The 24,176-nt window shown below is 68.9% G+C and carries 25 protein-coding genes; 21 read left to right on the plus strand and 4 right to left on the minus strand.

The window, feature by feature from the left end; all coding sequences use genetic code 11:
• Positions 1 to 2: 2 nt before the first annotated feature.
• The 12 genes from rpmD to truA all read left to right on the plus strand — a co-directional run bounded on the left by rpmD (position 3) and on the right by truA (position 8,444).
• Positions 3 to 185 carry a 50S ribosomal protein L30 gene (gene rpmD, locus ACHBTE_RS05570; RefSeq protein WP_003974250.1) on the plus strand — a complete coding sequence of 61 codons (183 nt, stop codon included), beginning with the start codon at positions 3 to 5 and terminating at the stop codon, positions 183 to 185.
• 2 nt (positions 186 to 187) lie between these two features.
• The gene (gene rplO / locus ACHBTE_RS05575; protein ID WP_019753100.1) at positions 188 to 643 is read left to right on the plus strand and encodes a 50S ribosomal protein L15; all 456 of its coding nucleotides are present in this window, start codon (positions 188 to 190) and stop codon (positions 641 to 643) included.
• Between the two features lie 245 nt (positions 644 to 888).
• On the plus strand, positions 889 to 2,202 hold the full coding sequence (secY, locus tag ACHBTE_RS05580) for a preprotein translocase subunit SecY (protein ID WP_394722241.1): 1,314 nt from the start codon (positions 889 to 891) through the stop codon (positions 2,200 to 2,202).
• Positions 2,202 to 2,864, plus strand: coding sequence for an adenylate kinase (locus ACHBTE_RS05585; RefSeq protein WP_394722242.1), 663 nt, complete (start codon positions 2,202 to 2,204; stop codon positions 2,862 to 2,864). The genes secY and ACHBTE_RS05585 overlap by 1 nt, the downstream gene beginning before the upstream one ends.
• Positions 2,865 to 3,079: 215 nt before the next feature.
• Complete coding sequence (gene map / locus ACHBTE_RS05590; RefSeq protein ID WP_394722243.1) at positions 3,080 to 3,916, plus strand: type I methionyl aminopeptidase; 837 nt, start codon at positions 3,080 to 3,082, stop codon at positions 3,914 to 3,916.
• Positions 3,917 to 4,163: 247 nt separating this feature from the next.
• Positions 4,164 to 4,385, plus strand: coding sequence for a translation initiation factor IF-1 (gene infA, locus ACHBTE_RS05595; protein ID WP_003948620.1), 222 nt, complete (start codon positions 4,164 to 4,166; stop codon positions 4,383 to 4,385).
• 59 nt (positions 4,386 to 4,444) lie between these two features.
• Positions 4,445 to 4,558 (plus strand): 50S ribosomal protein L36, encoded by a 114-nt coding sequence (gene rpmJ, locus ACHBTE_RS05600; RefSeq protein ID WP_003998809.1) that lies wholly within the window; start codon positions 4,445 to 4,447, stop codon positions 4,556 to 4,558.
• Positions 4,559 to 4,753: 195 nt separating this feature from the next.
• A complete protein-coding gene (rpsM, locus tag ACHBTE_RS05605; protein WP_019753104.1) occupies positions 4,754 to 5,134 on the plus strand; it encodes a 30S ribosomal protein S13 in 381 nt (126 codons plus the stop codon).
• A gap of 65 nt (positions 5,135 to 5,199) precedes the next feature.
• Positions 5,200 to 5,604, plus strand: a complete 405-nt coding sequence (gene rpsK, locus ACHBTE_RS05610; protein WP_003956432.1) for a 30S ribosomal protein S11 — start codon at positions 5,200 to 5,202, stop codon at positions 5,602 to 5,604.
• Positions 5,605 to 5,750: 146 nt separating this feature from the next.
• Positions 5,751 to 6,773 (plus strand): DNA-directed RNA polymerase subunit alpha, encoded by a 1,023-nt coding sequence (locus ACHBTE_RS05615; RefSeq protein ID WP_003966937.1) that lies wholly within the window; start codon positions 5,751 to 5,753, stop codon positions 6,771 to 6,773.
• Positions 6,774 to 6,950: 177 nt separating this feature from the next.
• A complete protein-coding gene (rplQ, locus tag ACHBTE_RS05620) occupies positions 6,951 to 7,442 on the plus strand; it encodes a 50S ribosomal protein L17 (RefSeq protein ID WP_394722244.1) in 492 nt (163 codons plus the stop codon).
• Between the two features lie 141 nt (positions 7,443 to 7,583).
• Positions 7,584 to 8,444: a tRNA pseudouridine(38-40) synthase TruA gene (gene truA, locus ACHBTE_RS05625; RefSeq protein ID WP_394722245.1), complete on the plus strand. Its 861-nt coding sequence runs from the start codon at positions 7,584 to 7,586 to the stop codon at positions 8,442 to 8,444.
• Between the two features lie 3 nt (positions 8,445 to 8,447).
• On the opposite strand, the gene ACHBTE_RS05630 is transcribed toward truA, so the two are convergent.
• Positions 8,448 to 9,326 carry a hypothetical protein gene (locus tag ACHBTE_RS05630; protein WP_394722247.1) on the minus strand — a complete coding sequence of 293 codons (879 nt, stop codon included), beginning with the start codon at positions 9,324 to 9,326 and terminating at the stop codon, positions 8,448 to 8,450.
• Positions 9,327 to 9,451: 125 nt separating this feature from the next.
• Between ACHBTE_RS05630 and ACHBTE_RS05635 the strand changes: the two genes are divergently transcribed.
• From ACHBTE_RS05635 to ACHBTE_RS05655, 5 genes are all read left to right on the plus strand, one after another.
• Positions 9,452 to 10,630 carry a CapA family protein gene (locus ACHBTE_RS05635; RefSeq protein WP_394722248.1) on the plus strand — a complete coding sequence of 393 codons (1,179 nt, stop codon included), beginning with the start codon at positions 9,452 to 9,454 and terminating at the stop codon, positions 10,628 to 10,630.
• A 211-nt stretch (positions 10,631 to 10,841) separates the two neighbouring features.
• Positions 10,842 to 13,142 carry a HAMP domain-containing protein gene (locus ACHBTE_RS05640; protein WP_394722479.1) on the plus strand — a complete coding sequence of 767 codons (2,301 nt, stop codon included), beginning with the start codon at positions 10,842 to 10,844 and terminating at the stop codon, positions 13,140 to 13,142.
• Between the two features lie 6 nt (positions 13,143 to 13,148).
• Positions 13,149 to 15,002: a poly-gamma-glutamate synthase PgsB gene (gene pgsB / locus ACHBTE_RS05645; protein ID WP_394722249.1), complete on the plus strand. Its 1,854-nt coding sequence runs from the start codon at positions 13,149 to 13,151 to the stop codon at positions 15,000 to 15,002.
• Positions 15,003 to 15,101: 99 nt separating this feature from the next.
• Positions 15,102 to 15,584: a poly-gamma-glutamate biosynthesis protein PgsC/CapC gene (locus tag ACHBTE_RS05650; RefSeq protein WP_030950648.1), complete on the plus strand. Its 483-nt coding sequence runs from the start codon at positions 15,102 to 15,104 to the stop codon at positions 15,582 to 15,584.
• 17 nt (positions 15,585 to 15,601) lie between these two features.
• Positions 15,602 to 16,678, plus strand: a complete 1,077-nt coding sequence (locus tag ACHBTE_RS05655) for a C40 family peptidase (protein WP_394722250.1) — start codon at positions 15,602 to 15,604, stop codon at positions 16,676 to 16,678.
• A gap of 230 nt (positions 16,679 to 16,908) precedes the next feature.
• Here the strand turns inward: ACHBTE_RS05655 and ACHBTE_RS05660 are convergent, their stop codons facing one another.
• Positions 16,909 to 17,796 (minus strand): hypothetical protein, encoded by an 888-nt coding sequence (locus ACHBTE_RS05660; protein ID WP_394722251.1) that lies wholly within the window; start codon positions 17,794 to 17,796, stop codon positions 16,909 to 16,911.
• Between the two features lie 73 nt (positions 17,797 to 17,869).
• Here ACHBTE_RS05660 and ACHBTE_RS05665 point away from each other — a divergent pair, with 73 nt between their 5' ends.
• From ACHBTE_RS05665 to glmM, 4 genes are all read left to right on the plus strand, one after another.
• A complete protein-coding gene (locus ACHBTE_RS05665) occupies positions 17,870 to 19,093 on the plus strand; it encodes a glycosyltransferase family 87 protein (RefSeq protein ID WP_394722252.1) in 1,224 nt (407 codons plus the stop codon).
• Between the two features lie 275 nt (positions 19,094 to 19,368).
• Positions 19,369 to 19,812 (plus strand): 50S ribosomal protein L13, encoded by a 444-nt coding sequence (gene rplM, locus ACHBTE_RS05670; RefSeq protein WP_356583574.1) that lies wholly within the window; start codon positions 19,369 to 19,371, stop codon positions 19,810 to 19,812.
• A 42-nt stretch (positions 19,813 to 19,854) separates the two neighbouring features.
• Positions 19,855 to 20,367 (plus strand): 30S ribosomal protein S9, encoded by a 513-nt coding sequence (rpsI, locus tag ACHBTE_RS05675; RefSeq protein ID WP_020276276.1) that lies wholly within the window; start codon positions 19,855 to 19,857, stop codon positions 20,365 to 20,367.
• Between the two features lie 228 nt (positions 20,368 to 20,595).
• Positions 20,596 to 21,954 (plus strand): phosphoglucosamine mutase, encoded by a 1,359-nt coding sequence (gene glmM / locus ACHBTE_RS05680; RefSeq protein WP_394722253.1) that lies wholly within the window; start codon positions 20,596 to 20,598, stop codon positions 21,952 to 21,954.
• A gap of 92 nt (positions 21,955 to 22,046) precedes the next feature.
• On the opposite strand, the gene ACHBTE_RS05685 is transcribed toward glmM, so the two are convergent.
• Positions 22,047 to 23,000: a DUF389 domain-containing protein gene (locus tag ACHBTE_RS05685; RefSeq protein WP_394722254.1), complete on the minus strand. Its 954-nt coding sequence runs from the start codon at positions 22,998 to 23,000 to the stop codon at positions 22,047 to 22,049.
• A 31-nt stretch (positions 23,001 to 23,031) separates the two neighbouring features.
• On the minus strand, positions 23,032 to 24,000 hold the full coding sequence (gene coaA, locus ACHBTE_RS05690) for a type I pantothenate kinase (RefSeq protein WP_394722255.1): 969 nt from the start codon (positions 23,998 to 24,000) through the stop codon (positions 23,032 to 23,034).
• Positions 24,001 to 24,176 lie beyond the last annotated feature (176 nt).

The following is a 24,176-nucleotide window of genomic DNA, read 5'->3' on the forward strand; positions in this document are numbered from 1 at the left end:
TCATGGCGCAGCTCAAGATCACGCAGGTCAAGTCCTACATCGGCAGCAAGCAGAACCACCGTGACACCCTGCGCTCCCTTGGTCTCAAGGGCATCAACACGCAGGTCGTCAAGGAGGACCGCCCCGAGTTCCGCGGCATGGTGCACACCGTCCGCCACCTCGTGACGGTCGAGGAGGTCGACTGATCATGGCGGAGCAGAACCCGCTGAAGATCCACAACCTCCGTCCCGCCCCGGGCGCCAAGACCGCCAAGACCCGTGTGGGTCGTGGTGAGGCGTCCAAGGGTAAGACGGCCGGTCGTGGTACCAAGGGTACGAAGGCTCGTTACCAGGTTCCGGAGCGCTTCGAGGGTGGCCAGATGCCCCTCCACATGCGTCTTCCGAAGCTGAAGGGCTTCAAGAACCCGTTCAAGACCGAGTACCAGGTCGTGAACCTCGACAAGCTGGCGGCGCTGTACCCCGAGGGTGGCGAGGTCACCGTCGAGGGTCTGGTCGCCAAGGGTGCCGTTCGCAAGAACAGCCTCGTCAAGGTCCTCGGCCAGGGCGAGATCTCCGTGGCGCTGCAGGTGACGGTCGACGCCGTCTCCGGCTCCGCCAAGGAGAAGATCACCGCCGCCGGCGGCAGCGTCACCGAGCTCGTCTGAATCCATCAGGCGTCTCGATGACTTGAGCGATCCCGACCGGGGATACCCCACAAATGGGGTATCCCCGGTTGGTCGTTCCAAGGGCGGCGGTCTCGCCGGTAAGGTGGCCTGCACTGCCCACTTTTACTGAGTGCGTCGTGTGGGGCACTCTGAGCGGCAGTCGACCGTTAGCTAAGTCGTTCCTATTAGTCGAACCTCAAGACCGTCACCCTTGACGCAGTAGCGCGGGGGTCGCAGGAGGCACCGTGCTCACCGCGTTCGCCCGGGCGTTCAAGACGCCCGACCTGCGCAAGAAGCTGCTCTTCACGCTCGGCATCATCGTGATCTACCGGATCGGTACGCATATCCCGATCCCCGGCGTCGACTACAGGGCCGTCCAGGTCTGCATCGATCAGCAGAACACGAACCAGGGTCTGTTCGGCCTGGTCAACATGTTCAGTGGTGGCGCGCTGCTCCAGATCACGATCTTCGCGCTCGGCATCATGCCGTACATCACGGCGAGCATCATCCTTCAGCTGCTGACCGTGGTGATCCCGCGTCTGGAAGCCCTCAAGAAGGAGGGCCAGGCCGGTACGGCGAAGATCACGCAGTACACCCGCTACCTGACCGTGGCACTCGCGATCCTTCAGGGCACCGGCCTGGTGGCCACCGCCCGCAGCGGCTCGCTGTTCCCGAACTGCCAGGTGGCCGGCCAGATCGTCCCGGACCGCTCGATCTTCACCACCATCGTCATGGTCATCACCATGACGGCCGGTACCGCCACCGTCATGTGGCTCGGTGAGCTCATCACCGACCGCGGCATCGGCAACGGCATGTCGATCCTGATGTTCATCTCGATCGCCGCGACCTTCCCGTCCGCGCTGTGGGCCATCAAGAACCAGGGCTCGCTCGCCGACGGCTGGATCGAGTTCGGCACCGTCATCGCCGTCGGCCTCGTGGTGATCGCCCTGGTGGTCTTCGTCGAGCAGGCTCAGCGCCGTATCCCGGTCCAGTACGCGAAGCGGATGATCGGCCGCCGGTCCTACGGCGGTACGTCGACGTACATTCCGCTGAAGGTCAACCAGGCGGGCATCATCCCTGTGATCTTTGCCTCGTCGCTGCTCTACATTCCGGCATTGATCGCGCAGTTCGCCGGTGGAAGCTCCGAGTGGAAGACCTGGATCGAAAAGAATCTCGCCCAGCCGAGCGCCCCGACGCACATCGTCCTTTATTTCTTCCTGATCATCTTCTTCGCGTTCTTCTACGTGGCCATCTCGTTCAACCCCGAGGAAGTCGCGGACAACATGAAGAAGTATGGTGGCTTCATCCCGGGCATCCGGGCTGGCCGACCGACCGCTGAGTACCTCTCCTACGTGCTCAACCGGATCACCTGGCCGGGCTCGCTGTACTTGGGTCTGATCGCTCTCGTGCCGACGATGGCGTTGGCTGGTTTCGGGGCAGACCAAAACTTCCCGTTCGGCGGGACCAGCATCCTGATCATCGTGGGTGTGGGTCTTGAGACGGTGAAGCAGATCGAGAGCCAGCTCCAGCAGCGCAATTACGAAGGGTTCCTCCGCTGATGCGAATCGTCCTCGTCGGGCCGCCGGGTGCCGGGAAGGGAACGCAGGCCGCGTTCCTGGCCAAGAACCTGTCGATCCCGCACATCTCCACGGGCGACCTGTTCCGCGCCAACATCAGCCGGCAGACCGAACTCGGGAAGCTCGCGAAGTCCTACATGGACGCGGGCAACCTGGTGCCGGACGAGGTCACCATCGGGATGGCCAAGGACCGCATGGAGCAGCAGGACGCCGAGGGCGGCTTCCTGCTGGACGGCTTCCCGCGCAATGTGTCCCAGGCCGAGGCGCTCGACGAGATGCTCCAGTCCGAGAGCATGAAGCTGGACGCGGTGCTCGACCTCGAGGTCCCCGAGGAAGAGGTCGTCAAGCGGATCGCCGGGCGCCGGATCTGCCGCAAGGACTCCAGCCACGTCTTCCACGTCACCTACAGCCGGCCGAAGCAGGAAGGCGTCTGCGACGCCTGCGGCGGCGAGCTGTACCAGCGGGACGACGACTCGGAGGAGACGGTCCGCAAGCGGCTCGAGGTCTACCACACGCAGACCGAGCCGATCATCGACTACTACAAGGCGCAGGGACTGGTCGTGACCATCTCCGCGCTCGGCAAGGTCGAGGACGTCACGGCTCGCGCCATGGAGGCGCTTCAGCGTGACGAGGCCGCCAAGTAGCAGCGTTCGAGATTTCGCAGCGAAGCCCCCGTCGTCCACCAGGGACGACGGGGGCTTCTTCGTATTCCCGGGCACCGGGACGGCCCTGACGTGTCTGCGTCGACCTGGCACAGCCCGCCGTGCCCGAGGGGCGCCTCCACCGCTTCGGCGTACGTCTGTGCGTACGCGTATCCTGGTGTGCCGCGATACCAGTGGCCAGGAGGCGCGTTCCCATCATGGTGCAGATCAAGACCCCCGAGCAGATCGCCAAGATGCGTGAGGCGGGGTTGGTCGTCGCCGCCATTCACGCGGCCACGCGCGAGGCCGCGGTACCGGGGGCCAGCACCAAGGATCTGGACGAGGTCGCCCGCAAGGTGCTCGCCGAGCACGGGGCGAAGTCGAACTTCCTCGGTTACGGCGGATTCCCGGCGACGATCTGCACCTCCGTGAACGACGTCGTGGTGCACGGCATCCCGTCCGAGGACGTCATCCTCAAGGACGGGGACGTCATCTCCATCGACTGCGGCGCGATCATCGACGGCTGGCACGGCGACGCGGCCTACACCGCCTTCGTCGGCTCTGGTCACGCCCCGGAACTGGTCGAGCTCTCCCGGGTGACCGAGGAGTCGATGTGGGCCGGTATCGCGGCCATGAAGCAGGGCAACCGCCTCGTCGACGTCTCCAGGGCGATCGAGACGTACATCCGCCGCCAGCCCAAGCCGGGCGGCGGGCGCTACGGGATCATCGAGGACTACGGCGGCCACGGCATCGGCACCGAGATGCACATGGACCCGCACCTGCTGAACTACGTCGAGCGCAAGCGCGGCAAGGGCCCGAAGCTGGTCCCCGGCTTCTGCCTGGCGATCGAGCCGATGGTGTCCCTGGGCACCCCGAAGACCGAGGTCCTCGAGGACGACTGGACGGTCATCACCACGGACGGCACATGGTCCTCGCACTGGGAGCACTCGGTCGCGCTGACCGAGGAGGGTCCGCTGGTGCTGACGTCTCCCGACGGGGGTAAGGCGAAGCTGGCGGAGCACGGGATCGTTGCCGCGCCGGATCCGTTGGTCTGAGGACGCCTTCTGGGGAGGGTGGCTCCTGCCGGATGGGGGCTGGGGGTGCGTGGGGGTTTGTCGGGCAGTTCCTCGCGCCCCTGGGGGCGCTTAACGATCTGTCCTCCGGGGCAGGATCTCTCGATTCGTGTTTCCGGGTGCGCTGACGTAGACTGACTCGTCGGCTCTCGTGTACCCGCATGTCCGCATGCGCCCGCAAGGGACATACATGGGAGTCGATCAAGGTAGTCGATTCGAAGGGCGAAGCGTGGCCAAGAAGCAAGGTGCCATCGAGATCGAGGGCACTGTCGTCGAGTCTCTGCCGAACGCCATGTTCAAGGTCGAGCTCCAGAACGGCCACCAGGTCCTGGCACACATCAGCGGCAAGATGCGTATGCACTACATCCGCATCCTCCCTGACGACCGGGTCGTGGTGGAGCTGTCTCCGTACGACCTGACTCGTGGCCGGATCGTCTACCGGTACAAGTAGATCTTGCCCGCGCCCCGGTTCCCCCGAGGCGATGGCACTGACCCGGAGAACCTCACCCAATGAAGGTCAAGCCGAGCGTCAAGAAGATCTGCGACAAGTGCAGGGTGATCCGCCGTCACGGTCGGGTCATGGTCATCTGCGAGAACCCGCGCCACAAGCAGCGCCAGGGCTGACGCACGATCGTCCAATCCCTCTGCATCGATATCGCAGAGTCTTCGCGCGACGCGAGCTGAATATGTTCATACGCAGAACCCAGACCTTCGGGTCTGACACCCCCGGCTCGGAGGCCGGGGACCCAGTTCGTACCTGGTACGGCGGCTGGGAGTCGGTTCTGCGGAAGACCTCCGAAGATCACCAGGAGCCATTGAATGGCACGCGTTTCCGGTGTTGACATCCCGCGCGACAAGCGCGTGGAGGTCGCCCTCACCTACGTGTTCGGCATCGGCCGGACCCTTTCGCAGCAGACGCTGGCCGCCACCGGCGTCGACCCGAACACCCGCGTTCGCGACCTCTCCGAGGAGCAGCTCGTCGCGATCCGCGAGTACGTCGACAACAACATCAGGACCGAGGGTGACCTCCGTCGTGAGATCCAGGCCGACATCCGCCGCAAGGTCGAGATCGGCTGCTACCAGGGTCTGCGTCACCGTCGCGGTCTGCCCGTCCGCGGTCAGCGCACCAGCACCAACGCTCGCACCCGCAAGGGCCCGCGTCGCGCCATCGCCGGCAAGAAGAAGCCGGGCAAGAAGTAGTCCGCAGCGGACACCTGTCCACGGTCTTCGCTGTAGGACCGACCACCTCCCGTAGGAGTTAGTAGATGCCCCCCAAGGGACGTCAGGGCGCTGCCAAGAAGGTGCGCCGCAAGGAAAAGAAGAACGTCGCTCACGGCCACGCGCACATCAAGAGCACGTTCAACAACACGATCGTCTCCATCACGGACCCGTCCGGCAACGTGATCTCCTGGGCCTCCGCCGGCCACGTCGGTTTCAAGGGCTCCCGGAAGTCCACGCCGTTCGCCGCGCAGATGGCCGCCGAGTCGGCTGCCCGCCGCGCCCAGGAGCACGGCATGCGCAAGGTCGACGTGTTCGTGAAGGGCCCGGGTTCCGGTCGTGAGACCGCGATCCGTTCGCTTCAGGCCACGGGCCTCGAGGTCGGCTCCATCCAGGACGTCACCCCGACCCCGCACAACGGCTGCCGTCCGCCGAAGCGTCGTCGCGTCTGACGCACGGTTGCTTGTCGGATTCGGGCGGTACAGCTCCGTAAGGGGTTGTATCGCCCGTACCCTTGCAGTACCCGCACTTCTCACGGGTGCGGTTTCCGTCGGGCGTCAAATAGCGGGCGTCCACGAAAGAAGGATCTGATCCACACATGCTGATCGCTCAGCGTCCCTCGTTGACCGAAGAGGTCGTCGACGAGTTCCGCTCCCGGTTCGTGATCGAGCCGCTGGAGCCGGGCTTCGGTTACACCCTCGGCAACTCCCTGCGCCGGACCCTCCTCTCCTCGATCCCGGGTGCGGCGGTCACGTCCATCCGTATCGACGGTGTCCTGCACGAGTTCACCACCGTGCCGGGCGTCAAGGAGGACGTCACCGACCTGATCCTCAACATCAAGCAGCTGGTCGTGTCGTCCGAGCACGACGAGCCCGTTGTGATGTACCTGCGCAAGCAGGGTCCGGGTCTGGTCACCGCCGCCGACATCGCGCCGCCGGCCGGTGTCGAGGTGCACAACCCCGACCTCGTCCTCGCCACGCTCAACGGCAAGGGCAAGCTGGAGATGGAGCTCACGGTCGAGCGTGGCCGTGGCTATGTCTCCGCCGTGCAGAACAAGCAGGTGGGCCAGGAGATCGGCCGTATCCCAGTCGACTCCATCTACTCGCCGGTTCTCAAGGTCACGTACAAGGTCGAGGCCACGCGTGTCGAGCAGCGCACCGACTTCGACAAGCTGATCGTCGACGTCGAGACCAAGCAGGCCATGCGTCCGCGTGACGCCATGGCGTCGGCCGGTAAGACGCTGGTCGAGCTGTTCGGTCTCGCCCGTGAGCTCAACATCGACGCCGAGGGCATCGACATGGGTCCGTCCCCGACGGACGCCGCGCTCGCCGCCGATCTGGCGCTGCCGATCGAGGAGCTCGAGCTCACCGTTCGGTCGTACAACTGCCTCAAGCGTGAGGGCATCCACTCCGTGGGTGAGCTCGTGGCGCGTTCCGAGGCCGACCTGCTCGACATCCGCAACTTCGGTGCGAAGTCGATCGACGAGGTCAAGGCGAAGCTGGCGGGTATGGGCCTGGCGCTCAAGGACTCCCCGCCCGGATTCGACCCGACCGCTGCGGCGGACGCCTTCGGGGCGGACGACGACGCGGACGCCGGTTTCGTCGAGACCGAGCAGTACTAAGCGCTCCGCGGGGAGGCCGTACTGCATCTGCGGGCCGGTTGTGGCTGGTCGCGCAGTTCCCCGCGCCCCTTCCGGGGTGCCCCTTCGGGGACACCCCGGATCTCCGACAGGCGACCGCCTGCTCGGATACTGACCCCGGTACCTGATACGGCCGGGGCAGACACACAGGAGAAAGAAATGCCGAAGCCCACCAAGGGTGCCCGTCTGGGCGGCAGTGCCGCGCACGAGAAGCTCCTCCTCGCCAACCTCGCGAAGGCGCTGTTCGAGCACGGCCGGATCACCACCACCGAGGCGAAGGCCCGCCGTCTGCGGCCGTACGCCGAGCGTCTGGTGACCAAGGCGAAGAAGGGCGACCTTCACAACCGCCGTCAGGTGCTCCAGGTCATCACGGACAAGAGCGTCGTCCACACGCTCTTCACCGAGATCGGCCCGCGGTACGAGAACCGTCCGGGTGGCTACACGCGTATCACCAAGATCGGTAACCGCCGTGGCGACAACGCGCCCATGGCTGTCATCGAGCTGGTCGAGGCGCTGACGGTCGCTCAGGAGGCCACCGGCGAGGCCGAGGCCGCCACCAAGCGTGCCGCCAAGGACGCCGAGGTCGCCGAGACCAAGGTCGACACGACCAAGGCGGACGAGGCTCCCGCTGAGGAGTCGAAGGACGCGTAGGCGTTCTGCCGGGGGCTGTTCGGTTGCGGCTGCGGCCTTCGTCGTGGCTGGTCGCGCAGTTCCCCGCGCCCCTTGAGGGCGTTGCGGGCCCGTTCCTTTCGAGGAGCGGGCCCGCTTCTGTGTTCCTGAGAGGATCTCGTTGTGAGTGATGAAGCAGCACCCGGCTATGTCCGTGTCCGTCTCGATCTGTCCTATGACGGTGCCGCGTTTCACGGCTGGGCCAAGCAGGCCGGCGGTAGGCGGACCGTGCAGGGGGAGATCGAGGACGCGCTGCGGACCGTCACGCGGTCGGGGAGTACGTCGTATGAACTGACCGTGGCGGGGCGTACCGATGCCGGTGTGCATGCGCGGGGGCAGGTCGCTCATGTCGATCTGCCGGAGGCGGTCTGGCGCGAGCATCACGAGAAGCTGCTCAAGCGGCTCGCCGGGCGGCTGCCCAAGGATGTGCGGGTGTGGGCGCTCAGGGAGGCGCCCGGGGGGTTCAACGCGCGGTTCTCCGCTGTCTGGCGGCGGTATGCGTATCGGGTCACCGACAATCCCGGGGGCGTCGATCCGCTGCTGCGCAGTCATGTGCTCTGGCACGACTGGCCGCTCGACGTCGACGCGATGAACGAGGCCGCGCGCGGGCTGCTCGGGGAACACGACTTCGCCGCGTACTGCAAGAAGCGGGAGGGCGCCACCACCATCCGTACCTTGCAGGAGCTGAGCCTGGTGCGGGGGGACGACGGGATCATCACCGCGACCGTGCGTGCCGACGCCTTCTGCCACAACATGGTGCGCTCGCTCATCGGGGCCCTGCTGTTCGTGGGGGACGGGCACCGGCCCGCCGACTGGCCCGGCAAGGTGCTGGCCGCCGGTGTCAGGGACTCCGCCGTGCATGTCGTACGGCCTCATGGGCTGACCCTTGAGGAAGTCGGGTATCCGGCCGACGAGTTGCTCGCCGCGCGGAGCAAGGAGGCGCGCAACAGGCGGACGTTGCCGGGGGCGGCCGGCTGCTGCTGAGGCTCAGTCGTCCGACCAGGTGCTGAGGAGTTCGCCGAGGGCGTCGGTGGCTTCGTCGGCGTCGGGGCCGTCGCCGCGGGCGTCGGGGGCGAGTTCCACGTGCAGGAAGGTGGCGTGTTGGCGCTCCGCCGACCTGCCCTGGACGTTGGTGGTGCCCTCCAGCGGGCAGCGCGCCGACCAGCCCCGGCAGACCCGCAGCCCGTCCGCCGCCATGCGGTCGGCCAGCGCCGCCGCCTCGCCGGACGCGGTCTGTGCGGCGCCGCCGGAGACGACCGCCTCGTAGGGGCGCTCGGAATCCTCGGCGAAGCCGTGCACCTGGAGGCCGGGCACCCCGCGTTTCTGGAGCTCGACGACGATGGTGTGGAAGGCGCTGGCCTCCTGATGGGCGACGTCGGCCTCGTCGTCGCGGCCGGCGCGGCGGTGGGCGCCGGCCAGGACCAGTGCGCCCGACGGGACGTCCTCCAGCAGCTGGACGCCGAGTGACTCGGTGTCCCGGTCGGACACGGGGTGCGGCACCTGGACGTTCCAGCGCAGCGCGGAGTCCGCGTTGAGGTAGAGGCGGCCCCAGCGGGCGGCGTCGCTGTCGCGGCGGGTGGCGGCGACCTCGTCGTAGCGGCGGCCGGAGTCGGTGTCGGTGAGCCGGGTGACGCCCAGGCCCAACGGTGCGAGCAGGCGTTCCGCCTCGGCCGCGTCGCCGTCGAGGAGCTGACCGACACCGCGCGCCAGTTGCTCGCGCTCGTCGTCGCCGGGCGGGGTGTAGGAGTCGTCGGGTCCGAGGCGGGCCGTGTGGGCGAGGATGCGGCTGCGCAGGTCCACCAGTTCCCGGGCCTGCGGAACCGACTGTTCCGTACCTTCGGGTGATGTCGTGTCACAACCGGCCAAGGCGAGGATCAAAACCGTTTGAGCAAAAATGCGAGCGAACCGTGACTGTCTTGTGACGAGAGTTGACCGTTGTGTTGTGAGGCGCGTGTGAATATGTCGCGGTGACATTCCGTAAGTCTCTCCGTATGGGTCGCTCGCTGGCGGTTCTGGTGGCTTTGGGCGGCCTGGTCGCCGGCTGCACCTCCGAGCCCACCGAGGCGCAGGTGAAGCCGGGCGGCCGGTCGTTCACGGTCGCCGCAGCGGGCGATGTGCTCATCCACCCCGAACTGGTCGAACAGGCGGCCAAGGACGCCGAGAAGACCGGTGAGGGGCAGGCCGGGCTGGACTTCGGACCGCTCATGGCCGGGGTGAAGCCGGTCATCAGCGAGGCGGATCTGGCCATCTGTCACATGGAGACGCCGGTAGGGACGCCCAAGGGCCCCTTCGAGGGGTACCCGGAGTTCCTCGTACCCCCGCAGATCCTCACGACCCTCAAGGATGTGGGCTACGACACCTGCTCGACGGCCTCCAATCACACCTACGACCACGGTCTGAAGGCGGTCAGGCGCACCCTGGACGCGATGGACGAGGTGGGTCTCGGGCACACCGGGTCCGCGCGCACGCGTGAGGAAGCAGAACAGATCAACATCCGGGACGTCAACGGCGTCAAGGTGGCCCACCTGTCCTACTCCTGGGAGTCCTTCCTCAACCCCACGCCCGAGAAGGAGCGCTGGGCCTTCAACCGGCTCAGCACCGACGACATCAAGAAGGCCGAGTCGCGGGCCCGGGGCAAGGGCGCCGAGGTCGTCATCCTCTCCGTCCACTGGGGTCTGGAGCACTACAACGAGCCGAGCGTCCCGCAGCTGGCGCTGGCGGAGCGGCTCACCAAGGAGACCGGGATCGACCTGGTGATCGGGCATCACGCCCATGTGGTGCAGCCCATCCAGAAGCTCAACGGCAGATGGATCGCCTACAGCCTCGGCAACCAGGTGGCCCGCCACTCCTCGCCGACCGGCCTCACCGAGGAGGGCGCGATCGGCTGGTTCGAGTTCCGGGAGACGGCCGACGGCTGGGACGTGCGCGCCCGCTACCGGACCACGCTGGTCGACATCCCGCCGGAGCTGGAGCCCGGGAAGAAGGCGCCCGAGGGCGCGGTCGAGGACCACCGGCTCGTGGACGTGCAGCAGGCGCTCGACAACCCCGGAGACCTGTCGAAGGAGCGGCTCGCCCGCTACCAGCTGGCGGCGGACCGGACGCGGGGCTTCCTCTACAACCGGGGCGCCCCGGGCGGCGACGGTCTGGAGGAGTTCTCGCCGGGGACGTGACGAGAGCCACAGGCAGTTGTTGTGCGTCGGAGCCCAACCCCGTCGCCGGTCAACAGTCTTCTAAGAGTGACGGCGTCTCATGCCCGCGACAGCGGTGGGTTCTGCGAGCGCCTTGGTAGTGAAGAGGCGAAGGAAACCACCGGTGAGTTCAACCCAAGGTGCACCGCGTCCCGGACGGGGCGGGCGGCGGCGCATCCGCAGACGCGCGGACATGCCGCTTCTGGGCGGCATACGACCCCCGATCGCGCTGCTGTGCCTGCTGATCCTGGCCTTGGCCGGGCTCACGGCCAAGGTGCTGGGCCCCGCCGGCGAGCCGGTCGTGCCGAAGGCGGTGCTGAACTCCCAGCAGCACTTCGCACAGGACGGCGCCATCGCCCTACGCGCGTCGATCGACGAGCGGGTCACCGACCTGAACCGCACCGCGGCGGCCCTGAACGCGGGCAAGGCGACGCCCCCAGAGCGCGTGCTGTCGGACCTGAGCAGCACGTACCAGAAGTGGACCGGCACCACGGTGCTGGACCTGGAGAGCGGTGAGGTGCTCGCCGCGCGGGGTGAAACGATTCCGCTTGGCTGGCTCGACAAGGACGTCCTCACCGGGGAGCACGCCCTGACGCCCCGCATGGTGCGGCTGAAGACCGGTGACGTACGGCTGATGACCATGGCGGTCCTCGACTTCGGGGATCGGCCGCAGCAGCTGCTCATCGCCGCGGGCAGCCTCTCCGTGCCCGCGATCAACCTGGGGCCGTTCCGCTCCATGGCGGTGGTGGCCCGGGGCGGCGAGGTCCTCGCCACGGCCGGTTTCGAACAGGCCGAGGCCCTCAACTCCGACGCCGAGCGCGACGAACTCACCTTCCTGCACAAGCAGATGAGCCGGCTGTCCGAACAGGCCGCCGAGGAAACCGAGCAGGACCCGGTCAGCGCCAGGGAGCCCGGCTCGCGCGGCTATCCGGGGGTCAGCGGAACGCTGCTGGGCGACGCCTACAACGGCCGTGTCGCCACCGCCGGCTACGCCTCTCTCGCCTCCGCCGACCCCGACGACAAGAAGAGCGTCGGCGCGGGCCTCGGGCTGACGGTCGTGGCCATGCTGCCCGTGGTGCAGGAGCAGGCCGTCGGGCAGGAACGAGAGCTGTACGGGCTGGTGGCGGCCGGCGCCCTGGTCGCGTTCGGGCTGCTGGCCGCGGCCCTGCTGTGGATGTCGGTGCAGCGGCCCCTGCTGGCGCTGTTCCTGGAGGCCCGCCGGCTGGCCCGCGGTGATCTGACCCGCCCCGTCGACGTGCCCCGCTGGGGCGAGACCGCGCGTGTCGGTGCCGCGCTGGAACGGCTGCGGGGGCAGTTGTCCGGCGAGGGAGACGAGGCCCGCTCCGGGGCCGGCGGGGGGGAGCAGGCCCGCTCCGGGGCCGGCGGTGGCCGCAGGAGCCGGCTCGGGCTGCGGGCGCCGCTGGCGCTGACCGCCGTTCTGCTGCTGCTGTGGTGCGTGCCGGTCGGGCTGCTGCTCAACCGCACCGACGCCTCGGTGAGCGTGCCCAGCACCATGGTCAACGACCAGCGCGACCGCACCGACCTCGTCGCCGACCGGGTCCGCCGGGCCCTCAACGAGGCCCAGGCGGACCTCGTCTCCACCTCCCGCCTGATCGACGTGGGCGACGCCGACGCCACGACCGGCGTCCTCGACGACGCCCTGCGCAAGCACACGCGTTACGGCTCCCTGTACGTCGTCGACGACGACGGCGAGGTCGTCGCCCGCGCCGGTGCCGAGCCGAACGCCGACTGGAGCGCGGACGGCGAGACGGGCGAGCGGGACGTCCCGGCGCTCATCCGGGTCTCCGGCGAGGGCGGCAAGAAGCCGGTGATCCAGGCCGGTGCGGCCGTACCCGGTGGCAAGGACATGACCCTGGTCGGCGAGATCCGGGTGGAGTTCCTGAACTCGCTGCTCGCCCGGCCGGGCCTCGGCGAGGTCCGGGTCGTCGATGCCGAGGCCCGGACCCTCGCCGCCAGCGACGGCTTCCTCGCCTTCGAGGACCTGCCGCGCGACGCGCTCACCGACCTCGTGCGGGCGGGCAGCGTCCATGTCGGGGCCGGGCCGGTGGAGAACGGGCTGCTGATCCGCGAGGGGCGCTCGGTCACCGTCGCCGCCGCGGCGCCCTTCTCCGGTGGCGGAGTGGCCGCCGACATCGGCTGGACCGTCGTCAGCTGGCAGAACGCCAAGCACTTCGAGATCGCGCCGTACGAGCGTGAGGACCGCAGTGTGCTCGCCGGGATGCTCGGGCTCGCGCTGATCGTCGTCTGCCTGGGCTGGATCCATCTGGTCGTGGTCCGGCCGCTGCGCGCCCTCGCGAGCAGCGCCGAGAAGCTGGCCGACGGCGACCTCAAGACCGTGCTGTACCCCCGCTACCACGACGAGGTGGGGGCCGTCGTCCGCAGCCTCGAACTGGTCCGGCAGCAGTTGCAGGCCCGCAGGCAGAACCAGGCGCGCCGAAGTGCCGAACCCCGGCTCGGCGCCGGAGGAAGGTGACCGGACGTGCTCTACCTCTACTTCGTCCTGCTGATCGGCGGGGTGTGCCTGTTCGTCGCGGGCATCGTCGAGCAGCGCAGGCACTACGCCGCGCTGCACACGATCCCCTCCCGGGTGCTGGTCAACGGCATCCGCGGCAAGTCCTCCATCACCCGGCTGTGCGCGGGTGCCCTGCGCGGTGGCGACCTGGTCACGGTGGCCAAGACGACGGGCACCGCGGCGCGCTTCATCCACCCGGACGCCACGGAGGAACCGGTCTACCGCAAGTTCGGCATCGCTAACGTCGTCGAGCAGATCGGCATCGTCCGCCGGGCCGCGACCTACCGTCCCGACGCCCTCGTCATCGAGTGCATGGCGGTCATGCCGGCGCTCCAGGAGGTCAACCAGAGCAAGCTGATCCGCTCGACGATCGGTGTGCTGTGCAACGTCCGTGAGGACCACCTTGCCGAGATGGGCCCCACGCTGGACGACGTGGCGCGCTCGCTGTGCCGTTCGATGCCGGAGGACGGCATCTGTGTGACGGCCGAGAAGGAGCGCTTCCACATCCTCCAGGAGGAGGCGGACGCCCGTAACTGCAAGCTGATCTACGCCGACCCGGAGACGGTCACCGACGAGGAGCTGCGCGGCTTCAGCTGGTTCACGTTCAAGGAGAACGTGGCGATCGCGCTGGTCGTGGCCGACCTGCTCGGCGTGGAGCGCAAGGTCGCGCTCCAGGGCATGTACGACGCCCCGCCGGACCCGGGTGTGCTGTCGGTGGAGCGTTACCTCGCCCCCGACGGCAAGCGGCTCGCCTTCGCCAATGTGTTCGCGGCCAACGACCCCGAGTCGACGCTGATGAACATCAACCAGCTGCTCGACCTGGGCGCGATCCGCCGCCCCCTGAACGTCGTGATCAACTGCCGCCCCGACCGGGTGGAGCGCAACGGGCAGATGGGCGAGATCATCCCCGACCTCCAGCCGGACAACGTCTTCGTCATCGGCCACCCGGCCAAGAGCGCCATCGACGCCGTTCCCGCCGACTGGCGCGACCGCGCGGTCGACCTCGGCGGCGAGCGGCGCTCGGCGGACGAGTTCATGCCGACCCTGCTCGGCCGGATGTCCGACGGCTCCTCCCTGGTCGCCATCGGCAACATCCACGGGCAGGGCGAGGAACTCCTCGAGTACCTCGCCGAGCTCCCGGCGGACGAGAGCGGTACGGACGAGGCCGGGCACCCGCCCACCGTCGCCGACGCGCCACACCAGCCGCAGCGCCTGGACCCGTACGCCTCGTACCCGACGGCCTACGAGGAGCGGTACCAGGCCTCGCAGACCCAGGAGATCCCGGTGATCACGATCCCGGCCCCGCAGGTGGGCCGGTACGCCGAGGCGCCCGGCGCGTATGCCGGGGCCGACGGGGCGTACGCCGCGGCCGTGCCGGGAGGCCGGCACGGCGGCACGCAGTCCTACGGCGAGCCCCGGCAGCACGGCGGCGAGCCCCGGCAGTACGGCAGTGACACGCAGCAGTACGGCAGCGACATCCAGCCGTACGGCAGCGACGCCCAGCCGTACGGCAGCGACGCCCAGCCGTACGGCAGCGACGCCCAGCCGTACGGCAGTGACAGCCAGCAGTACGGCGGCGGCACTCAGCACTACGGCAGCGACGCCCAGCACTACGGCAACCAGGACCGGCAGTACCCGTACGGCGGCCAGGACCGGACGCACGCCGGTGAGGAGCCCTATGCGTCCGGTCGGCAGCAGGGGGCGGGGCAGACGCCGTACGAGGACGGGCAGTCGGAGGTCTCGCAGTGGTTCCGGGCCCCGCGTCAGCCGGTCCGGCGGCCGGTGGACGACGACCGAGGGGACACCCCGCCGCGTGTCTGACGCCCGCCGTGTGACCGACCTCCGCGAGGTGGGCGGCCCTGGCCCGACGGCCGCTGCCCGCCTCGCCCCCGAACCCGCATCCTCTGCCCGGAGACCCCGTTGACCACCGCCGCCCTGACCCCCGAGATGGCCGCCCTGGGCATCGCCATCGGCCTGTTCTTCTCGTTGCTGTGCTATCTCACGACCAACCTGTCGCCCGGCGGCATGATCACGCCCGGCTGGCTCGCGCTCACCCTCATCGAGGACCTCCAGCGCGCGGCCATGGTGGTGGGCGTGACCGCCCTGACCTACGGCGGCACCAAGATCATGCAGCGGCTGGTGATCCTGTACGGCAAGCGGCTGTTCGCCGCCGTGGTGCTGCTGGGCGTGCTGTTGCAGGCCACGGTGATGATCGTGCTCTCGCTCGAGTTCCCGCTGCTGTACGGCAACCAGACGCTCGGCTTCATCGTGCCGGGTCTGATCGCCTACCAGATGGTGCGTCAGCCCAAGGGGGCCACGCTGCTGGCCACCGGCACCGTCTCCCTGATGGCCTACATCGTCGTCGCCGCCGGCCTGCTGCTCGGCGTCATGCCGACCGTCTGAGAACCGAGGAGCAAACGATGGCAGGGAAGAAGAAGTCGCGTCCGGTCGTCTCCGGTCTGGTGCTGCTCACGCTCGTCGCGGCCTCGGGCTACCTCACGGTGGAGCTGCGGGAGAAGGAGGAGCCGGGCGTCACCGAGGTCCGCAACGTCGGTGTCCTGGAGGGGGGCCGCAGCTCCGCCGCCTCGCAGGACCCGGGCAAGGAGACCTGGTCCCGGCTGGAGAACCCGGCGCGGTCGGTGCTGCGCGGTGCGGACGGCCAGATCAAGGCCGTGTTCACGGACGGGGCGCGCACCGCGACGCTGACCGGGTCGGCAAGGACCTTCCAGGAGCCGACCTCGACCTCCTCCAAGGTGTCCACCACGGACTGGGTGCGGCTGATGCCGGAGGTCTGGGGCGCGGGCGCGGAGAAGAAGAAGTGGTTCAAGCAGTGGTACGCCGAGAACAAGGACAGCAAGAAGGACGACATCTTCGCCTTCGCCTTCCAGTACGTGGCGGGCGCCCCGCAGAAGAAGGACGCGCAGGGCAACGTCTACGCCGGTGACGCGAACTTCGGGCCGCTGAACACGTCCGGCGCCGAGGGCGGCGACCTGCGGCTGGAGCAGTCCGACTTCTACGACTACCTCGGTGTGCCGTACCCCTTCCGGGACGGTGTGGTGGGGCAGCCGGAGACCGCACGGGCCCGGTCGATCGACTGCTCCGGGTTCATCCGGATGGTGCTGGGCTATCGCGCCCGCTACCCCCTGATGTCCTCGGACGCCTCCGGTGACGGCCTGCCGCGCACGGCCAACGGGATGGCCCGCTCCAAGGAGGGGGCGGACATCCTGCCGCTCACCGGGATCACGGCGAAGGACCGGCCCTCGGCGATCGACCAGCTTCAGCCGGGGGACCTGGTCTTCTTCAAGCTGGACGCGCGTACGAAGCAGCGGCTGGACCACGTCGGCATGGTGCTCGGACATGACACGGAGGGGCATCTGATCTTCGTGTCCAGCCGTGAGGAGGTCAACGGGCCGACCATCGGGGACGTGGGCGGGGTCTCGCGGCTGGACGGGAACGGCTACTACGCGAAGACGCTGCGCAGCGCCAAGCGGCTGTGAGGGCGGCTCGGCGCCGGGCGGGGTGACGGCGCTCCGCTCGGGAGAAGGCGGGCAACCCGCACTTCGGGTTCGGGCGGTCCGACGGCCAGTACATCCTGATCCTGGACGCCGACTTCACCCCGCGCGCCGACCTGCTCCAGGAAACGGTGCCGCCGTCGATGGGAAGCGAGCGGCGGCCGACCGCCGTCGACCGCCGCTGTACGTCTGCCGCCTTACGTCGTCCCGCGTGGCTACTCGTTGGCCGCCGCGGACGCCTGGACCTGACCCCGCTTGAGGATCTGGCGGAACGTGAACTCCTCCAGGTTGTTGCCGATCTGGAAGACGGGGGTGTCCTTTTCCGTCACGTCCTTGCCGTTGAGGAACCCGGCGATGGTGAAGTAGGAGTAACGCCCCACCGAGTTGGAGGTCGTGCGGCAGATCGAGGCGGTGCAGAAATCCTTGATGCCTTTGCCGGAGAGCGACCTGATGATGTCCTTCTCGGTGTCGACCTGCGACTTCACCTTGCTCGCCTGCGCCTGGGTGTCGAAGACGGCGACACCGACCGTCACCGCGATGCCGTCCTTGACGTAGGAGACGCGCAGGAAGCGGGTGCAGTCGTTCTTCGTGAGGATCTTCGGCAGCCCGCCCTTGGTGACGGCGGAGCAGCTCTTGGTGTCGTCCGTCGCGCCCTTCTTGTAGACCGTCTCGCCCATGGTCAGCTGGGTACCGGGGAAGAGGATCTGGGCGCCGAGCGGAGCGGTGTCCTTGCGCTTGGTGGCGATGAAGTCCCGCGGGTCCAGCGGCGGCGGGGCGCTGGTCGACTCGAACGACGGTGCCGGGCCGGTGCTCTGACCAGGAAGGCCACCCGTTCCGGGCAGTCCCGAAGCCGGTTTGTCCGAAGCGGAGTTGCCGTCGTTCGCCGACACCACGGCGACGGCGACGGCGGCACCGATCGCCACGGTGGCGAGGGCGCCACCGCCGATGAACAGCAGCCGACGCCGCTTGTTGCGTGACTCGGAGGCCTCGGCGAGGGCCGCCCAGTCCGGGGTGTCGTCCGCGCCGCCGTTCCACGGCTGCTGGGAATGCGGTTTCCAGGGATCCCACTGGGACTGGGATCCCCCCTGCTGCCCGTAGCTCATGGGGCGCATCTTAGACGGGTCGTGGGTGTGCCGGTCCGCCCCAAGAGACGCACAGGCCCCTAGCGTTCAGTCGATGAGCGAGCACAAAAGCGACATCTCCGGGTGGTTGGTGCGACGGGCGACCTGGCATCTGTGGGTGGTGCTCGGGGCCGTGCTCGGGGCGCTGGTCGCGCGTACCGCGCGTGTGACCTCGGACGGAGGGATGGACAACGCCATCGTCGGGCGGGCGGCGCGGGTGTGGCTGGACGGGGGCTCGCCGTATGACGACGACCACTTCCTCTATCTGCCGAGCGCGGTGCTCGCGGCGGCTCCTCAGGCGCTGCTGCCGCGGGAGGTGCTGTGCGTCCTCGTGCCGGCCGTGGTGACCGGGTGCCTGGTGGGCGGGTGGGTGTGCGCCCTGCGGCTGCACGAAGTCCCCTTGCGCAGCCGCTTCGCGGTGCTGGGACTGATCGGGCTCGCGGTGGGTTTCGCGCCCTTCGCCCACCTTGTCCTGCTGGGCAACTGGACGGCGACGGCCGCGCTCGCTCTTCCGGCCGCCCTGCTGCTCGCCGGGCGGGGGCGCTGGGTGGCGGCGGGGGTGGTGATCGGGGCGGCGGTCGCGCTGAAGCCGCTGCTGGCTCCGCTGGGGTTGCTGTTCGCCTTCGCGGGGCGGTGGCGGGGCCTGGCGGTGCTGGTCGCGGTGGCGGTGGGGGCCTCAGCGGGGGCGGCGCTGCTGCTGCCGGATCCCGCGGGCTTCTTCACGCGGACCCTGCCGTTCCTGCTGCGGGGCGACGACGGCTTCGTCCGGCTGTACGAGGCTTCGCCGGTCGCGGTGCTGCCGCGGGCGGGGGTGCCGCAAGCGGCGGCTCAGGGCGTCGCGGTCACGGCCGCGGCGGCGGGGGTGGGGTGCGCGTACCGGCGGTGGCGGCGTGGTGGCGCGGGGGAGGGTGGGGGGCCGCTGAGGCTCGCGGAGGTCGCGGCGACGCTGATGCTCTCGGCGTTCCTCGTCTCACGGCCGTCCTACGACCACTATCTGCTGGTCGTCGTGCCCCTGGTGCTGGCCGGGGTGCCGTGTGCCGGGGCGGTGGCGCGCGGGCCGTGGTTCTGGCTGGCGCTGGTGCCGCAGCTGCCCGGTGTGACCTGGCCCTATCTGGAGAGCGTGCAACGCCGGGCGATCAAGGACGCGGTGACGCTGTGCGGTCTCGCGGTGACGCTGGCGGTGCACTGCTTCAGGGCCGTGGGCGGCTCCCCGTCCCCGCTTCACCTGCCCGTACCGTCCTCCAGGGCCGCCGCCCCCTCGCCCCCCGTGAGGGAGTGACCCCCTCCGGCCGTGCACCGTCTACGCTGGGTACGGAGCAGCGGGAGCGGCCCGAGCCGAGCCATTTTGACCCGGCCGTGGCGCCGCAGGTATCCTGCATGTTCGTTGTGTATTGGCTTGCTCATTCTCACGGGACGGGCCCTTACACCGGTCCACCGGGCCGATGACCAGCGACCCCACGTACGCGGTATGCGTCGCCGCAGTGCGGTCCAGGCTGTCGTGATCGTTTCGGTGACCTGTTCAGGACCATTCACTCGAAGCGAAGGCTACGAACCGTGCGTACGTACAGCCCCAAGCCCGGCGATGTGACGCGCCAGTGGCACGTCATTGACGCTCAGGACGTCGTCCTGGGCCGTCTCGCCAGCACCGCCGCCTCCATCCTGCGGGGCAAGCACAAGCCGATCTACGCGCCCCACGTCGACACCGGTGACTTCGTCATCATCATCAACGCCGACAAGGTGCACCTGTCCGGCAACAAGCGGACCCAGAAGATGGCGTACCGCCACTCCGGCTACCCGGGTGGTCTGCGCTCCGTCCGCTACGACGAGCTGCTGGACAAGAACCCCGAGAAGGCCATCGAGAAGGCCGTCAAGGGCATGCTCCCGAAGAACTCGCTGGGCCGTCAGATGCTCTCGAAGCTGAAGGTCTACAAGGGTGACCAGCACCCGCACGGCGCGCAGCAGCCGCAGCCGTACGAGATCACCCAGGTCGCGCAGTAAGTCCGGCCACCCCCTAAGCCTGAAGAGAATCTGAGGAGAATCGTGGCCGAGACCACTGCCGAGCAGCCGCTCGAAGAGCTTGACATCGACAGCTACACCACCGAGTCCGAGGTTCCCGTCGAGGGCGAGTACACCTCGGAGTCCATGGCGTCCCGCTTCGGTGAGCCCCAGCCGGCCGCCGGCCTGGGCCGTCGCAAGAACGCCATCGCGCGCGTTCGCATCGTGCCGGGCACCGGCAAGTGGAAGATCAACGGGCGTACGCTCGAGGACTACTTCCCGAACAAGGTGCACCAGCAGGAGGTCAACGAGCCGTTCAAGGTTCTTGAGCTCGAAGGTCGCTACGACGTCGTCGCCCGCATCGCCGGTGGCGGTGTCTCCGGTCAGGCCGGTGCGCTCCGTCTCGGTGTCGCCCGCGCCCTGAACGAGGCCGACGTCGACAACAACCGCGGCCCGCTGAAGAAGGCCGGCTTCCTCAAGCGCGACGACCGTGCGGTCGAGCGCAAGAAGGCCGGTCTGAAGAAGGCCCGCAAGGCCCCGCAGTACAGCAAGCGCTAAGCGCAAGCTGCCTCTGCTCGTACTCCGGTACTCCGAACGCCCCGGCGGCACGCCACAGTGCCACCGGGGCGTTCGTTTTATCACCGGCCTCGGGCGTATAACGGCACAAGACGTTCAAAGGCTTGTGTGATCCGACGCCCAGGCATGGAATGCCGGGAAGCGGGAGCCTCCGGCCGCAGACCGCGGGCCGGCTCCGCTTCCGGATCTGAAGTTTCCTCAGGAGGACAAGTGGGACGACTCTTCGGCACGGACGGCGTGCGCGGCGTCGCCAACGCGGATCTGACCGCCGAGATGGCGCTCGGGCTGTCCGTGGCGGCGGCGCACGTACTGGCCGAGGCGGGCACCTTCGAGGGCCACCGGGCCACCGCGGTGGTCGGACGGGACCCGCGTGCGTCCGGGGAGTTCCTGGAGGCCGCCGTGGTCGCGGGCCTCGCCAGCGCGGGTGTCGATGTGCTGCGGGTCGGCGTGCTGCCGACGCCCGCCGTGGCCCACCTGACCGGCTCGCTCGGCGCCGACCTCGGTGTGATGCTCTCCGCGAGCCACAACGCCATGCCCGACAACGGCATCAAGTTCTTCGCCCGGGGCGGCCACAAGCTCGCCGACGAGCTGGAGGACCGGATCGAGGCCGTCTACGACGAGCACCGGCACGGCGAGCCGTGGCAGCGCCCCACCGGCGCCGCCGTCGGGCGGGTGCGGTCCTACGACGAAGGGTTCGACGAGTACGTCGCCCACCTCCTCGGCGTACTGCCCAACCGCCTGGACGGGCTGAAGGTCGTCCTCGACGAGGCGCACGGCGCCGCTGCGGGCGTCTCGCCGAAGGCGTTCGAGCAGGCCGGGGCCGAGGTCGTCACCATCGGTGCCGAGCCGGACGGGCTCAACATCAACGACGGCTGCGGCTCGACCCACCTGGAGCTGCTGAAGGCCGCCGTACGCGAGCACGGCGCCGATCTCGGCATCGCGCACGACGGCGACGCCGACCGTTGCCTCGCCGTGGACCACACCGGTGAGGAGGTCGACGGCGACCAGATCCTGGCGGTGCTCGCGCTCGCCATGCGGGAGCGCTCCGCGCTGCGTGCCGACACCGTCGTGGCGACCGTGATGTCCAACCTCGGCTTCAAGCTGGCGCTGGAGCGCGAGGGGCTGACGCTGGTGCAGACCGCCGTCGGGGATCGGTATGTGCTGGAGGAGATGAAGGAGCACGACTACGCCCTCGGTGGCGAGCAGTCCGGGCATGTCATCATCCTCGACCACGCCACCACCGGTGACGGCACGCTGACCGGGCTGCTGCTGGCGGCCCGGGTCGCCGAGACCGGGCGTACGCTGCGGGACCTCGCCGCGGTGATGGAGCGGCTGCCCCAGGTGCTGATCAATGTGCCGGACGTGGACCGGTCCCGGGCCGGGGAGTCGGCCGAGCTGGCCGCCGCCGTCGCCGAGGCCGAGCGGGAACTCGGTTCCACGGGGCGGGTGTTGCTCCGGCCGTCGGGCACCGAGCCGCTGGTGCGGGTGATGGTCGAGGCCGCGGACATCGAGCAGGCCCGTTCGGTGGCGGGGCGGCTGGCCGACGCGGTGAAGTCCGCGCTGGGGTAGTCGATCCCGCCCGGGGGCGGGGGCTTCGTCCTTGCCGGCCGGCCGCTGTGTGCGGTGGCTCGCGCGGATCCCCACGCCCCTCGGGCGCTTGCCTACAGGGCGCTTGCCTGCGAGGCGCTTCGGCGTTGGCGCTGCTTGGCCCAGAGCCACTTCTGGAGCAGGAGCGTGAGCGTCCCGGCCAGGATGATGCCCAGCAGGTTCAGCAGGAGCTGTTCGGTGGAGCCCCAGGCCTGGTTGTACTTGTCGTAGCTGAAGGCCACCGCCGCGTTCGCGGCGGCCGGAACCGTGGTCACCGAGATGGCGACGCCCACCAGCGCGCCCGACTTGGCCGAGGTCAGCGACAAGGTGCCCGCGCAGCCGGCGAGTACGGCCACGACGAACGAGAACCAGTCGGGGCGGTAGATGAAGTTCGTGTTGGGGCGCTCGGCACTCAGCTGATCGGCGCTGAACAGGTTCACGGAGTCCATGAAATAGCTGAAGCCCACCGTGGCCACCATGGCCACCGCGAAGCCGACCAGCAGTGCGATGAGCGAGCGCAGCGCCAGGCGCGGGGCCCGCTGGACGATCGCCGTGTTGAGGCCGGCCAGGGGGCCGAATTCCGGGCCGACCGCCATGGCGCCCACGATCAGGATCGCGTTGTCCAGCACGACGCCGCAGGCCGCGATCATCGTGGCCAGCGTGATGAAGGCGAGGTAGGTGGCTGAGAGGGTCGACTCCTCGTGCGTGGCGTCCGCGAGGTGCTCCCACAGCACCGCGTCCGCGCCCGCGCCCGGCGCGTCGTCCTTGGCCTGCTCGGCCCGTTCGGACAGCGACAGGTCGATGTTCTCGACCGAGATGGAACCGGTTTCTTCCAGTTCCAACTTCTTCAGCGCGCCGATGAGTTCGTCGCCCGCCTCGCGGGCCACATCGCACATGACGACGTCCCCGGAAGGATTGCGGGCTGCACCCGGCACCACGACCAGGTGCGTGGTGCCGACCGTGTTCTCGATCAGGCGGATCACGTCATCGGTCCTGGCCGCGGGTGTGATCAGGCGCAGATGCAGCATGACGCCTTTCTAACAGGCCCGCCTCGCCGCGTCACAGCTTGCGCAGGCTCAGCCGTTGCACCTTGTGGTCCGGGCCCTTGCGTACGACGAGGGTGGCCCGGCCGCGGGTGGGGGCGATGTTCTCGACCAGGTTCGGTTTGTTGATCGTGCGCCACATCGTGCGGGCGTAGTCGAGAGCCTCCTCCTCGGAGACCTGGGTGTACTTGCGGAAGTACGAGGAGGGGTTCTGGAAGGCCGTTTCGCGCAGCCGCTTGAAGCGGTTGAGGTACCAGCGCTCGATGTCCTCGGTGCGGGCGTCGACGTACACGCTGAAGTCGAAGTAGTCGGCGAGACCGACCCGGGTGCGGCCGTCCTTGCCGGGCAGGGCGGGCTGGAGGACGTTCAGGCCCTCGACGATGAGGATGTCGGGGCGCCGGACCGTGAGCTTCTGGCCGGGGACGATGTCGTAGATCAGATGGGAGTAGACGGGGGCCGTGACCTCGTTCTTGCCCGCCTTGATGTCGGCGACGAAACGGGTCAGCGCGCGGCGGTCGTAGGACTCGGGGAAACCCTTGCGCGACATCAGGCCGCGGGTCTCCAGCTCCTCGGTGGGCAGCAGGAAACCGTCCGTGGTGACCAGCTCGACACGCGGGTGCTCGGGCCAGCGGGAGAGCAGGGCCTGGAGGAGACGGGCGACCGTGGACTTGCCCACCGCGACCGAGCCGGCGACGCCTATGACGAAGGGGGTGCCGGACTGGGAGCCCTGTTCGCCGAGGAAGGTGTTCAGCGCTCCTCTGAGGCCGTCGGTGGCGCCGACGTAGAGGTTCAGCAGGCGGGAGAGCGGGAGGTAGATGTCCCGCACCTCGTCGAGGTCGATGACGTCGCCGAGGCCGCGCAGCTTCTCGACCTCCTCCGCGCTGAGCGGCAGCGGGGTCTTGTCGCGCAGCGCGCTCCACTCCGAGCGGGTGAGGTCGACGTAGGGAGTCGCCTCCGGCCTGGGCCGGTGGGCGCTCCGGGGCATCGAGGAGACCGGAGAGATCACAGTCCATTGTTACGGGAGTACGAACGGACGGCGGCGTGGGATCCGTCACGCAGGGTCGATAGCGGGAGAAATCCGGGCAAGAAGCGGAATGTCAGTGGCGTGCGTCACAGTTGTCGGAGAGGTGGGCCCAGGCCGGGGTCCACCGACCCCGAGGC

Origin of the sequence: Streptomyces sp. M41, assembly GCF_043673425.1 — a bacterium.
Lineage (GTDB): Bacteria > Actinomycetota > Actinomycetes > Streptomycetales > Streptomycetaceae > Streptomyces.